Source organism: Shewanella aegiceratis, from assembly GCF_019457495.1.
Lineage (GTDB): Bacteria > Pseudomonadota > Gammaproteobacteria > Enterobacterales > Shewanellaceae > Shewanella > Shewanella loihica.
Map to the genome: position 1 here is coordinate 3,746,532 of NZ_CP080416.1, position 13,289 is coordinate 3,759,820.

Genomic DNA, 13,289 nt, shown 5'->3' on the forward strand with positions numbered 1-13,289 from the left:
TGGCTTTCTATTTTCAGGCTGTACACACCTGGTTATCTACAAGCCTAACTTACAGACCTATCTTACAAACCTAGGCCCTGCTTAATGCGTTGACCATAGTCTTCATCGGCCTTGAAGAAGTGGGCCAACATGCGCTCCTGCACGTCCATGCTCGCCTGACTGAGAGAGCCTGAGATGGTCGCCGCCAGTCTGGCCTTCTCGTCTTCTGAGAAGATGCGATACAGGTTACCCGCCTGGGTGTAGTCATCCTGGTCGTAACGGCTGTAACGGTCGGCTTCACCATCAAGTCTCAGCGGTGGCTCGGCAAACTGTGTCGGCTCCACCAGGGCAGACTGAGTGCTGTTCGGCCCATAGTTAGCGCTGGCATCGCCGCCCGTCTGACTGCCGCTGAAGGGGCACTGGGTTCCGGCCATGGCACCGCCACGCTGATGATGGTTAGCCTGAGTGGCATGAGGGCAGTTTACCGGCAACTGGTTATAGTTAGCGCCGATACGGTAGCGCTGGGCATCGGCATAGGCAAACAGACGCGCCTGCAACATCTTGTCCGGCGAGGCGCCTACGCCTGGCACCAGGTTACTCGGGGCTAAGGCCACCTGCTCCACCTCGGCGAAATAGTTCTGCGGCAGACGGTTAAGCTCCAGCACGCCTATCTCGATCAGCGGGTAGTCGCCATGTGGCCACACCTTGGTCAGATCGAACGGGTTGATGTGATAGCTGTTGGCATCGGCCTCAGGCATGATCTGCACATTCACCGTCCAGCGCGGGAAGTTAGCGTCCTGGATAGCCGCCACCATGTCACGCTGTGACGAGTCGGGATCGATCCCCTTAAGCTTGTCCGCCTGCTCGTTGGTCAGGTTAACCACGCCCTGCTGTGACTTGAAGTGGAACTTGACCCAGAAACGTTCTCCCTTGGCATTCCAGAATGAGAAGGTGTGCGAGCCGTAGCCGTGCATCTGACGGTAGTTAGCCGGAATACCACGGTCTGACATCAAGATGGTCACCTGATGCATAGCCTCTGGGTTAAGCGACCAGAAGTCCCACATCGCCTGTGGATCTTTCAGGTTAGTCATAGGGTTACGCTTCTGGGTGTGGATGAAGTCCGGGAACTTGATGCCATCACGCAGGAAGAAGGTCGGGGTGTTGTTACCGACGATATCGTGGTTACCGCGCTTGGTGTAGAAACGCAGGCCAAAACCACGGGGATCGCGCTCGGCGTCGGCCGAACCCATCTCGCCGCCCACGGTCGAGAAGCGTACGAAGGTCTCAGTCTGCTTACCTTCGCCGTTGAAGTGGTCGGCGATGGTGTAATCGCTCAGATCTTTGGTCAGGGTGAAGGTGCCATACACCCCCGTGCCCTTGGCGTGGACGATACGCTCGGGAATCCGCTCACGGTTAAAGTGCGCCAGCTTCTCGATAAGGTGCCAGTCCTGTAGCAGTAGCGGGCCGCGCTCGCCGGCAGAGAGAGAGTTTTGATCGTCCGCAATGGGTGCGCCGTTTTGGCTGGTTAAGTAGTTGGTTGTCATAATTCGCTCCATCCTGTTTAGCTTGTTGGGCCCTCGGCTCGGGTCTTGGCCTGGGTAAAAATTTAAGTAATAGTTTAGGTATAAATTTAGCTTTTCGTTTCCGCGGCCTGGTCAGCTCAACCAGTCTTCGATAACATCAAATATTGTGACCATAGCTCTTCTCCAAATTAGCTCTGTTCCTCTAAACGCTCATTTCAAGCACTCTTTCCAAGCGCTCAGGTTAAGCGCTAGGCCATTGAGTTAAGTGACTCGCTTAGCGATTAACTTGTCGATGTAGCAAGATTAGTCGAGTCTCAGAGAAATATAAAACGATTAAAACTGATAACTTTAAACTGATTTATAGATTAAGGTTTAGTTTCTAAATTAGATTCCTAATCAGATGCCTAATCTGTACGCGCTTTACGAGCCGAACTCACTGACGAGCCAGCCTAAGAGGGGTTGGTAGAAACGAGATAGAAATGAGAAAGAAACGAGATAGAAACGAGATAGAAACGAGATAGAAACGAGATAGACACGAGATAGAAACGATGCAGATACCAAGGAAAGGCGAGAGATAAACAGAGACGCAAAGCAGAAAAACAGAGAAGAAGAATGAACGGAGAGCCGACAGCAGAAAGGAGAGAGAGTGGAGATAGAGTGGAGAGAGCGGAGAGAGTTAGATAGATATAAAATCAGATGACAGGGTTTTCGCCGCGATCTTTAGCCGCGGGGAGTAAGCGTCAACACTCGCGCTTATCTCCCCGCTTAGCCTGAGTTGGCTCAGATCAGCTATCTTTGTCCAACTTGACCTTGGCCACCTGATACAGCTTCACCAGATAGAAGGCATCGATCAACACGATGAAGAAGTTCACCAAGGCCACAGGCAGGGCGCCGATGGCCAGACCGTAGGCGACAAACAGGGCGGCGCCGATCAGGTTCCACCAACGCAGCTTCTTGATATTTGACATCATGAGGGAGATGGCGACCACCACAGAGGCCAGATAGCCGACCCATTCCCAAATTGTTGCCGTTTCCATAGGCACTCCTTAACCCTTAAGCATATCTTCCCTAATTATGGCACCGGGCTGCACAAGTGGCAGCCAATCTGACTAAATTATCTTACTAATTCAGGTGCATGTCAGATGAATGCGAGCTTTACGCCAGAGCCGTTCTGCTTCTGCGTCCAGCCATCAGACCATCGCCTGCCGCTTAACCACTGCCGCCGTCATACGCGAGATACAGCAGAGTTCACCGGCGCTGTTGTGGATCAACACCTCCCACACCGAGCTGCGTTTGCCCAGGTGAACTGGCTTGGCGGTCGCCGTCAGGGTGCCGTTGCGCGACGCCTTAAGGTGGTTGGCGTTGATCTCCTGACCGACACAATAGTAGTGCTCAAAATCCACCACGAAGTTGGCCGCATAGCTGGCCACAGTCTCGGCCAGGGCCACATTGGCGCCGCCATGAACTATTCCCAAGGGATTGTGCACCGCTGGCGAGGCCGGCATGGTCGCCTTCATGTAATCCTCGCCAATCTCGCTGATGGTGATCCCCAGGGTCTGCATCAAGGTGCCTTTGCCATGCATACCTGCGTCCATCTTGGCGCAATCTTCCAGGGTAACGGGTCTAAACCAAATGCTCATGTCTCATTCCACAACGATCAAAAGTGATATTTAGTCTACTTCGTCGCTAATCAATAGGAAATAGGGCAATAGGAAATAGAGCATTAGGATATTGAAGGATAAGGGCTGGAATCGCCTTGCGAGGCATGCTGCTTTGAACAGACGGCGGTGTTAAGGGGTCACCAGAAAAACATACTGGGGTTGGCCTTCATCCGCCCTGAATTGTTAGTCTCGTTTGCCGCCAAATTGGCCGCATCAAGTGGGTTTGTGTGACGAATGAAGGCCTAGGGTGACTGGTAACGTTTACGCCGAATCAAGGGCTCTTAATCAAAGGCGCTGTATCACGTTGTCGGCACAGTGCTAGGGCACTTGGGCCTGGCCGATAACGCGCGACAGTTTATCCTGAAAATACAAATTAACAAGCCCGATGAGTGAGAGAAAAATAGAAAAATATCACAGCGTTATCTGAGCCGCAGAAATGGCGAGGCGACGCTACACAAAGCAAAACAGCCGCTAACAAGGCGCTAAACTTGCGGCTAAACAGATGAAACAGAACCGAGTGACATCAGCTACAGGCTAAAAGACTAAATGACACTAAGGCGAAACAGACTAGACGGTTAAATGCAGGCATAAAAAAAGCCAGCTGGGGAGAACAGCTGGCTTGCGAGAGACTTGGCAGACTAGTTGCGGCGACGCAATCCGGCCAGTCCAAGTAACATCAGTCCTAGATAACCCAGTGAACCGCCGTCATCCTTTTCTTCCGGCTCAGGCTTAGGCTCTGGCTTAGGCGCTGGGTAGCTTAGCGCCACGATCACAGGGTCGTGATCCGATGCAGAGAAGGCATTCTCAGACTTGGCAAGCTCACCTGTGTATTTGCTGCCGTATTCGAACAGGTTCGATTCGACCGCGTTGATGTGCCAGTCTTGAATATCCAGTACGCGCTCGGCCAGGCTAGTGTTAGCCAATGCGTGGTCCAGGTTACCCAACTCGCCGTTGTAGCTGTATGAGTAAGTATCTGGGCCATGAACCTTGGTATTTAGGTTGATCAGGCCATAGCCCTTCTCAATCTTGCTACCTTCACGTTCATAGACCTTGCCATCTAGCGTTGTCCAAGAGGCGGTCATGATGTCACGATCGCTGTTTGCGGCATCGAAGTCGGTCAATACGCGGATAGGATCTTCTTTGCCGTAGGCATTCATGTCGCCGATCACTAAGAGATCACCCTTCACGTCCTGCAGCGCATCACCAATGACCTTAGCAGCCGATACACGGAACTCGTTACACTTGCCCTGAAGATCCGCTGGATCGCTCTTGTCTTCATAGTTAGCCCAATCTTCGACACAACCTGAGCCCTTAGACTTGAGGTGGTTCACAACGACAGTTAACTGCTCGTCATGGATCTTGAAGGTTTGACCTAGGCTGTGACGTTGATACTTATCGAACGCTGGGCTGAGTTCCGCCTTGTCGCCTTCGCCGCGAGTCACTACGCCTGCGGTAGCGTGTTGCTCAGGTGTGGCGATCAAGAAGGCATCACCACTCGGTGTCACCTTAGCGGCGCGGTACAGCATGCCCACAGTGATAGCATCGCTACCGACAAACTTACCTTGGTATTTATCGGCATCGTTGATCTCGACGAAGCTATAGGCATCGGCATCGCTGAGTTCGGCATTTAATGCATCGAGTAGGTTTTGAATCGCACTCTTCTCGCCAAAGCCGTTGTTACCTATCTCCATCAGGCCAACGATGTCGGCGTTCATGGCGGTGATGGCATTAACTATCTTAGTGCGTTGCAGTAGCATCTCTTCTTCGGTGTTAGCACCACGATTATCGGCAGGCGTATCGTCACCACCAACCGCATTGTTGAAGAAGTTCAGTACGTTGAAGCTAGCTACACGGATATCACCCTTAGTGGCAATGCCTGGTGCATCGCTACGATCATCGCCGCGAATGAAGTCACCCGCCACAATCTCGTTGGTCGCCACCAAGCGGTATTCGTTATAGCTGTAGCTCACCACACCTTGAAGGTTAGTCAGTTGGTCACCGACACGGATATAACCGTTCTCGGCATTGAAGGTTGGGAAGTAAGGGACTTCGCCATCTTTCGCCTTATAGTCTGACTCGATAAATAGCTGATTAGCGCGGTTTTGTGCTTCCAGCGCAATCGCTTCATCGCTCATCGCTGGATAGAGCTGGGTCGCCTTCATCAGCGGCGCCTTGTGAGACAACATCATGTTGTTACGACGGGCGGCGTAGTCATAGCTGAAGGTACGGCTAACTTTCATGTCGCTACCGGCATCGAGTACCACATGCATGCCTTCGAAACGCTCTAGCGCATCACCCAGGCTCTCGCCGTCGGCCACATAGAAAGGTTGAGCAGCAGGCGCGCCTACGTTCTCACCCACTTCCATCTTCTTGTCGGCCTTGATATCGACTTGAGTCAAGCCATAGTATTCTTTCACCAGACCTTGAACACAGACTTCAACGCCAGGCTGGATCTCTTCGCCGGCCGCTTCGCCTAAGAAGACAAAGATACCGTCAGAAGTGTAAGGCGAGTTGTCCCCCTCAACTTCTTGCAGGTAGAAGCCCTTGAACAGGCTGTCGCCACGAGCGGTTACTACACCGCGAATCGTCACTTCCTCTTTAGAGGCATACTCGCCGTCGGCGATCAGTGGGCTAGACTTGCCTGCCCCCTGAACGCTGTAAATTGGTGTGATTTTAGCGCCGGTACAGGTGAAGGCAGGAGCTTCAGGTTCGGTTGGTGCGCTGGCGCCATCTAGGTTACCCAGGCCGGTAAAGGTATCGACAGGCAATACTTTCCACTGGCTTTCGACGAAGACGTTTGATGCAACAAGGGCATCTGTGTTGCGCTGCATGGTGACGTTCATGCCCCAGCCACTAGGCGTAGGCACGGCACCTATGATGTCTACCACGGCACCATCTTTGACCAGTGCTACGGCATCACCGCCGTTGAAATAGAGATTACCCGTGCTGCTGTCGACATCGCTACCTAGGGCGATTTCGGCACTTGGGTGTAAGATCACTTTGAGCTTTTTGGCATCTATGGTGAGACCGTCTAGGGCGACCATATCTAAGGCATTGGTATCGCCATCTTTGTAGCGCACCAGCTTGTAGCCGGTAAGATCTAAGGCGGCGTCGCCTGAGTTATACAGCTCGATCGCCTTATTGTTGCTGTTGCCTTCAACATACTCGCTGATCAGCAGGTCGGCTTTCGCAGAAACGGGCAAAGCCGCGGCTATTGACAGTGCAAGCACTGACAACTTTTTAACATTATCCATTGTTCAACCCCATTTTTATAATAATGCCGCTAATTTTTATTAACGTGCGGCGAGATTGTTACAGAAGTGCCCAAGCCAATTTGTGACGAAGATCACATTCCAAAATAGCGAACATTATGTTTATAAAATACGGTTAATATCTGTACAGCAAATGACATACATATTAGTAAATTGTGATTAAGCGATTGGTTTCGCGGCACAAAACATGAGGCCGTCAGGATTCATTCGTGGTGGGATTAGATAATTTCAAGCAAAACAATAGATAAGTTTGAGCATTCAAACACCCAGCACCAAGCCTGATTAGTGCAAATGCTCAACGATTTTACAAACCGTGGTTTTATTTTAAGGTCAATTTAACCTTTCTACTGATAAGAAGGTGAAATGTCGAAAGTGTGACAAGCCGCAACTTGGACTGGCGGGGAATCCGATGCAATTCAAACCAGATTCAGCCGCCTGACAAAGTTTGTAAGCTAAATCCAGGATTTAAAGCCAAGGCGTCAGGCAAATGCCAGAAGCTAATGCTACTAGCCGGTGCGACGAGCTAATGCCAAAAGCAGATGCCAAAGCGAACCTCAAAGCCTAGCCCAAAGCCTAGCTCCAAAGCCCAGCTCCAAAGCCCAGCTACAAAGCCCAGCTACAAAGCCCAGCTCAGCAGACACTGAGCTTGCTTAGGTATGAAAGATTATTGGATTAACAAAACTCGAAGTGGCAGGCGTTTGCCTGGGACCAGCGCAGCAGCTCGACCCGATTACGAGACTGAGTCTTGCGGAAGATTGAAGAGATATGGGCCTTGACCGTGTGCTCGCTGATGCAGAGGCGATCGGCGATCTCCTTGTTGCGGGCACCGCTGGAGACCAACTGTATGATGGTGCGCTCACGAGTGGTGAGCTTTTGCAGCATGGCGACCATATCCTGGGTCAGCTCGACGCCACTGTCCTGGCGGCTCACCAGCTGACGAAACACTTTAGAGATCAAAGGTCTGTCATACCACAGCTCATCGTTGACCATCTTACGCAATCCGGTCAGCGAGAGATCCATACGCTGATCGGAAAACAGCAGGCCGCGCACCCCGAGCAGCAGGGCAGATTCCGGCTCCAGGCTGCCGCGTTCGACCTGATAGAGGGCGATGGGCACATGGGGTAATAGACGCGCGACAATCAAGGGCACGCCCTTGCTGTCCAGCGCCGCACCCTTCTGGGCAATGAGGTAGAAACTGTTGCGATCCCGCTCCGGATCCAGGTCGCTGACCTGACGGGCGATACGCGTCTTTAAGCCGATCGATTCGGCCAGAACGGCCAGATGGCACGGTGTTGAATCTTGGTGTAGAAAAACCAGTTCATCAATTTTACTCATACGCTTCTCTCCCTGAAAAGCATCTCAATGCAGTTAACCATATGTGAGTAAGCTATCCCTGTTATTGATCTTTATGAACTTCATTCCTCCTAGTCATAGATACCACTTAATTTATCCATTTATGACTAGTAAAAAAGTATGTCAGCTATATTAACTAACTCTAGTGAGAATAGTTATCACTATTAGTTATATAAAGCTAACTCATCACATCATTAGCATATAATAATGCTTCTGATGTGATAGGCAAGCTACAGATTATTATTGCTTTTTCAGTTTAAGCAGCAGTCTGTCATGCCAGCGTGAAAGCAGCATCACGCTCGCCAGGGCGCCTATAAGCGCCATCCCCATGTCAGACTGGGTGTCCCACACATAGCCCTGGGTGCCCAGGAAGGCCTCGGCATCTTCACCCGTTGCCAACGCGACCCACCACTCGATCAACTCATAAAATGCCGACAGCGCCAGGGCGAAACAGCAGACCAGGAAATTGCACCAGGCCCCCTTCTTCACCACCTCGAGGCGCAGAAACACCTCACGGGCCAGCAACGCGGGAATAAAGCCCTGCGCGAAATGGCCCACCTTGTCATAGTTATTGCGCTCGCTGCCCATCCAGTCGGCTATGGTGTCGAACAGCGGCACCTCGGCATAGGTGTAGTGCCCACCCACCATGAGAATGATGGCGTGGATCAAGATAAGACCGTAGGCCAGAGAGGTGAGTGGAAACTTCTTGCGGGTCACAAAGAGGATAGGCAGGGCGATCAGCGCGGGAACAACCTCTAAAAACCAGGTAAAGCTATCTTTTGGTTCTATCCCTGACCAGATCAGCACGGCGAAGAAAATTGTGAGCCACACGGTGCTTTTATTCAAAATAAGAACTCCTTAGATGATATTGTTTTAATATCAGAATAATAACTTTAGCCATCTAGCCCTCCACACTGACCAAAAAAGGTGCTATTTTGTGGAGGCATTGACAGGCAACAGATAAAAATCACCACAAGAACAGGGCTTGTAGACCTTTCTGGGCGCATTTTTACCAAGGTTTAAAGGGCTTTGCGCTAAAACGCTTGCTCTGTGTAGTCATTCTACACAAGTCAGCCGGAAACCGTACAGCATCCGCAATAACCTTGCCCGACTGGGCTCAGCGTCCTGCCATCCTTAGAAGCTCATCGTCCCTGGCCCCAGGCCAATAGCGAGACGACGAAGATTCATTGGTATCAGGCCACAGAGCGAAAGCCGAGTAGAAATTGTCCCCGAGAGCGATACTCACCTAGCAACAATTGAGCAAGAGGGTACCTAAATCATGGCGAAACATTCGCTGGACAAGGATAAGATCAAGATCCTGCTGTTGGAAGGCGTCCACCAATCTGCGGTAGATGTATTCAAGCGTGCAGGTTACAACAACATCGAATATCACAAGGCATCACTGGGGGAAGAGGAGCTGTTAGCCTCGATTAAAGATGCTCACTTCGTTGGCATCCGATCCCGTACCCAACTCACCAAGGCCGTGCTCGACAAGGCTGAAAAGCTGGTTAGCATAGGTTGCTTCTGTATCGGCACCAACCAGGTCGATCTCGCCGCCGCAGAAAAGCTGGGTATTCCGGTCTTCAACGCGCCGTTTTCCAACACTCGCTCCGTCGCCGAGTTGGTACTGGGTGAGATCATCATGTTGCTGCGTGGTATTCCACAGCGCAACGCCCTGGCCCACCGTGGTGGCTGGCTCAAGAGCGCTAATGGCAGCTTCGAGGCCCGCGGCAAGACCCTTGGGGTGATTGGCTATGGCCACATTGGTACTCAGCTGGGGATCCTGGCCGAAACCCTAGGCATGCGCGTCATCTTCTTCGATATCGAAGACAAGCTACCTCTGGGTAACGCCCAACAGATCCACTCGCTGGAGCAGTTGCTGTCCCTCGCCGACGTGGTGAGTCTGCACGTGCCAGAGACGCCGCAGACCAAGAACATGATTGGCAGCAAAGAGCTGGCGGCCATGCGTCAGGGCAGCATTCTGATCAACGCCTCACGCGGCACTGTGGTAGATATCGATGCCCTGGCCGAGGCGATCCGCGGCGATCATATCGTCGGCGCCGCCATCGACGTCTTCCCGGTCGAGCCTAAGTCGAACGACGACGAGTTTGTCAGCCCACTGCGCGGCCTGGATAACGTACTGCTGACCCCACACGTGGGCGGCAGCACCCAGGAAGCTCAGGAAAATATCGGTATCGAGGTGGCAGGCAAGCTGGCGAAATACTCAGACAACGGCTCGACCATGACAGCCGTCAACTTCCCTGAAGTATCGCTGGCGCAGCATAAAGACACCTCGCGTCTGCTGCATATTCACCACAACCGTCCGGGTATTCTGATCAAGATTAACCAGGCCTTCGCCGAGAAAGGGATCAACATCGCCGCCCAATACCTGCAAACCACCGCAGAGATTGGTTACGTGGTAATGGAGGTCAACTCAGATCAGGCCGATGAGGCGCTGGAAGAGATGAAGGCGATCGACGGTACCATCAGGACCCGCCTGCTGCACTAAGACGGCCCCGTCTTTGGAAATAAGCTTCGCGAAAAAAGGCATCACTCTGTGGTGCCTTTTTCTTTAACAGCGCTTTATTTCACGATTCAGTCTCTCGACCACTCGGCAGAATCTGGCACCTCAAGCAATACATAGGATATGATGCGCGCAGTCGGCGGCCCTACAACTTGGGCTCATCTTGGACTCATAAACGGAAATCGAGCAATCATGGATAAGCAACGCGTGTTAGTCTCACTGGTGATCACGGGGCTGATACTGTTTGGGGCGGCGCTCGCTATCCGCGGCGGACTCAACAGCTACCAGAGCCTGCTCAGCTACGGCTGGCAGGAGACTCAGGCTAAGGTACTGACCAATCATATCGGCCGGTTTCGCCCCAGCGGCGCCCGTCAGGGCACCGACTTCTACCAGGCCGAAGTCGGCTATGAATATATCTGGCAGGGGATAAAACACCGTGGCGAGTTACTCTATCCAGATTACAGCGGCGATCGCACCCGAGAAGACGCCGAGGCGCGTCTGGCGCCCTATGGCATCGGCCAGCGGGTCCCGTGTATCTCGACCCGGACGATCCGCGACAGTCGCGGCTTATCAGGGGCGTTCAGCTCGAGCAGCTTGGCGATATTATCCTTGGGCTGGCGATTGTCCTGTTTGGCCTGTGGAGCCTAAGAAGCTCGCGGCGCCGCTAATCGCTAATCAGTCTGGCATGCCAAACCAAAAGCGTTTAGGGATCATAATTTTAAAGATTGGCCTTAATCATTTGAAAGATTCCTCCCCTGGCCCCTTTAAATTTTTCCCCGCGCCCCTATATTGATGATAATGAGCCCTTAACCGGGCAACCCCAAATCTGCCCATTCGCCCAGGAACATGATATGACGCTTACCGTTTCTCAACCTCAGTGGCCCCTCAATGAGGCGCAACCCGCCATCGTTTTCAGCCAACTCTCCCATCTCGGCCTTATCTCTGTAACCGGCGAGCAGGCACGGACTTTCATCCACGGTCAGGTGACCACAGATATCACCTCTCTGGCGGCCAATCAGTGGCGCTGGGGCGCCCACTGCGATCCTAAGGGCAAGATGCTGGCAAGCTTCAGAACCTTCGCCCATCAAGATGCACTGCTGATGATGATGCCAAGAGAGACGCTGGCGCTGGACCTGCCGCAGCTGCAGAAATATGCCGTGTTCAGCAAGGCAGAACTGGTCGATGCCAGCGACGACTGGTGTCTAATGGGCGTCAGCGGCGAGCAGGCCCCTGCCTGGATAGCCCAGACCTTCGGCGAGACCACAGCCGAGCTCACCGAGATCCCTGGCGGCGTCATCCTAAGAGACGGCGAACGCTTTATCTTAGCGGTCAAGCGCGATACCCAAGCTGATCTGCTAGCTAAGATAGACCAGCCGATCTATGACTTCAGCGCCTGGCAGGCGGTCGAGATCGCCGCCGGTCTGCCTAATATCTATGCCCGTCATCAGAGCCAGTTTGTGCCGCAGATGTGTAACGTGCAGGCGGTCGATGGCATCAGCTTCACCAAGGGCTGCTACATGGGTCAGGAGACCGTGGCCCGCATGAAGTATCGCGGCGGCAACAAGCGCGCCCTCTATATCGTCCAAGGCTCGGCCAGTGTGGCGATAGATGACGACAGTCAGCTCGAGATGAAACTGGAAGACGATGAAGGTTATCGCCGCGCCGGCACCATTGTAGAAGCCGTGCAGCGTGACGGTCAGCTGCTGCTGAGCGCCGTACTGCCCAACGATACGCCGTTAACGGCTCAGCTGAGAGTGGCGGGCGATGAGGCATCAGTTCTCACCCTAGTGCCGCTGCCCTACTCCCTAGATGAAGAGTAAGCTCAGATTTAACGAAGAAAGGCGCCAATGGCGCCTTTTTTAATGTACGGCTCTATCTTCAAAACTCTGTGCCTAACGCTCAGAGCCTAGTCCTCAGCGCCATCTGACTACTGATCACTCCTTGTCCTGATGGCTGTCACGGATCTTCACCGCGTCATCGACGATCGCCTTGAAATGGGTCACCAGCTCGGGATCGAAGTGCTTACCCGCCTCGCGATCGATCAGCGCCAGGGTATCCTCCACACTCCAGGCCTGTTTGTAGGGACGAATCGAGGTCAGGGCATCGAACACATCGGCAATGGCCACTATGCGCCCCTCGATGGGGATCTCTTCGCCGCTCAACCCCTTAGGATAGCCCGAGCCATCCCACTTCTCGTGGTGGGTCAGGGCGATACGCCGCGCCATCTCCAGCATGGGATCCGGATGCTCGCCGATGATCTCGGCGCCTATCTCGGCGTGACGCTGCATCTCTCGCCACTCCTCATCGTCTAACTTGGCGGGCTTCTTCAAAATAGCGTCCGGCGTGCCTATCTTGCCGATGTCGTGCATGGGCGAGGCGTTATAGATAAGCTCACAGAAATGTTCCGACATCCCGGCCTGGCGGGCCAGCAGACGGGCATAGTGACTCATGCGGATAACATGCATCCCCGTCTCGTTGTCCTTATACTCGGCGGCGCGGCCCAGGCGGCGGATGATCTCAAGCCGGGTCACCTCCAGCTCACGGGTCCTGGCCTTCACCTCCTGTTCCAGCAGGCGTTTCTGATCGTACAGCGACAGATGAGTCTTCACCCTCGCCTTAACCACAGGGGCACTGACCGGCTTGGTGATATAGTCCACCGCCCCCAGCTCAAAGCCTTGGGTCTCGTCGGCCACGTCGGTCAGGGCGGTGACGAAGATCACCGGAATGTGCGCCGTCAAAGGCTCTTGCTTAAGCCGCTTACACACCTCATAGCCATTCATGCCCGGCATCATCACGTCGAGCAAGATGATGTCAGGCGCGCTCTTGCCTGCGATCGTCAGCGCCTTAGGCCCGTCGATCGCCACCTTCACCTTATACTCATCCCCAAGAATACCCACTAAGATATCGATATTCTCCGGGGTATCGTCTACAACCAATACCGTGGCTTTCTCCATCAATCCCTTCTCCCGTTGCACCC

The 13,289-nt window shown here is 53.2% G+C and carries 10 protein-coding genes; 3 read left to right on the forward strand and 7 right to left on the reverse strand.

Annotated features, from left to right (window positions below):
* Window positions 1–62 precede the first annotated feature (62 nt).
* The 6 genes from katB to K0H80_RS16330 all read right to left on the reverse strand — a co-directional run bounded on the left by katB (window position 63) and on the right by K0H80_RS16330 (window position 8,634).
* Window positions 63–1,523, reverse strand: a complete 1,461-nt coding sequence (gene katB / locus K0H80_RS16305; RefSeq protein WP_220072275.1) for a catalase KatB — start codon at window positions 1,521–1,523, stop codon at window positions 63–65.
* A 764-nt stretch (window positions 1,524–2,287) separates the two neighbouring features.
* Entirely contained in the window at window positions 2,288–2,539 is a 252-nt protein-coding gene (locus K0H80_RS16310; protein WP_011866987.1) for a YgjV family protein, read from the reverse strand.
* Between the two features lie 153 nt (window positions 2,540–2,692).
* Window positions 2,693–3,142: a PaaI family thioesterase gene (locus K0H80_RS16315; RefSeq protein ID WP_220072276.1), complete on the reverse strand. Its 450-nt coding sequence runs from the start codon at window positions 3,140–3,142 to the stop codon at window positions 2,693–2,695.
* Window positions 3,143–3,801: 659 nt separating this feature from the next.
* Window positions 3,802–6,417: an extracellular exonuclease ExeM gene (gene exeM / locus K0H80_RS16320; RefSeq protein WP_220072277.1), complete on the reverse strand. Its 2,616-nt coding sequence runs from the start codon at window positions 6,415–6,417 to the stop codon at window positions 3,802–3,804.
* 690 nt (window positions 6,418–7,107) lie between these two features.
* A complete protein-coding gene (locus K0H80_RS16325; RefSeq protein WP_011866990.1) occupies window positions 7,108–7,770 on the reverse strand; it encodes a helix-turn-helix transcriptional regulator in 663 nt (220 codons plus the stop codon).
* Window positions 7,771–8,028: 258 nt separating this feature from the next.
* Entirely contained in the window at window positions 8,029–8,634 is a 606-nt protein-coding gene (locus tag K0H80_RS16330) for a DUF2238 domain-containing protein (RefSeq protein ID WP_220072278.1), read from the reverse strand.
* Between the two features lie 433 nt (window positions 8,635–9,067).
* On the opposite strand from K0H80_RS16330, the gene serA reads away from it, so the two are divergent.
* The 3 genes from serA (at window position 9,068) to ygfZ (ending at window position 12,132) form a co-directional block, all read left to right on the forward strand.
* A complete protein-coding gene (gene serA, locus K0H80_RS16335) occupies window positions 9,068–10,297 on the forward strand; it encodes a phosphoglycerate dehydrogenase (RefSeq protein WP_011866992.1) in 1,230 nt (409 codons plus the stop codon).
* A 207-nt stretch (window positions 10,298–10,504) separates the two neighbouring features.
* Window positions 10,505–10,960, forward strand: a complete 456-nt coding sequence (locus tag K0H80_RS16340) for a DUF3592 domain-containing protein (RefSeq protein ID WP_220072279.1) — start codon at window positions 10,505–10,507, stop codon at window positions 10,958–10,960.
* Between the two features lie 203 nt (window positions 10,961–11,163).
* The gene (ygfZ, locus tag K0H80_RS16345; protein WP_220072280.1) at window positions 11,164–12,132 is read left to right on the forward strand and encodes a tRNA-modifying protein YgfZ; all 969 of its coding nucleotides are present in this window, start codon (window positions 11,164–11,166) and stop codon (window positions 12,130–12,132) included.
* A gap of 114 nt (window positions 12,133–12,246) precedes the next feature.
* On the opposite strand, the gene K0H80_RS16350 is transcribed toward ygfZ, so the two are convergent.
* Window positions 12,247–13,266 (reverse strand): response regulator, encoded by a 1,020-nt coding sequence (locus tag K0H80_RS16350; protein WP_220074014.1) that lies wholly within the window; start codon window positions 13,264–13,266, stop codon window positions 12,247–12,249.
* Window positions 13,267–13,289: the final 23 nt, after the last annotated feature.

Bases quoted from the DNA above. Each gene is read 5' to 3' on its own strand.
- K0H80_RS16340 (WP_220072279.1), top strand. From the start codon at position 10,505: ATGGATAAGCAACGCGTGTTAGTCTCACTGGTGATCACGGGGCTGATA.
- katB (WP_220072275.1), bottom strand. From the start codon at position 1,523: ATGACAACCAACTACTTAACCAGCCAAAACGGCGCACCCATTGCGGAC.
- K0H80_RS16310 (WP_011866987.1), bottom strand. From the start codon at position 2,539: ATGGAAACGGCAACAATTTGGGAATGGGTCGGCTATCTGGCCTCTGTG.
- serA (WP_011866992.1), top strand. From the start codon at position 9,068: ATGGCGAAACATTCGCTGGACAAGGATAAGATCAAGATCCTGCTGTTG.
- K0H80_RS16315 (WP_220072276.1), bottom strand. From the start codon at position 3,142: ATGAGCATTTGGTTTAGACCCGTTACCCTGGAAGATTGCGCCAAGATG.
- ygfZ (WP_220072280.1), top strand. From the start codon at position 11,164: ATGACGCTTACCGTTTCTCAACCTCAGTGGCCCCTCAATGAGGCGCAA.
- exeM (WP_220072277.1), bottom strand. From the start codon at position 6,417: ATGGATAATGTTAAAAAGTTGTCAGTGCTTGCACTGTCAATAGCCGCG.
- K0H80_RS16350 (WP_220074014.1), bottom strand. From the start codon at position 13,266: ATGGAGAAAGCCACGGTATTGGTTGTAGACGATACCCCGGAGAATATC.
- K0H80_RS16325 (WP_011866990.1), bottom strand. From the start codon at position 7,770: ATGAGTAAAATTGATGAACTGGTTTTTCTACACCAAGATTCAACACCG.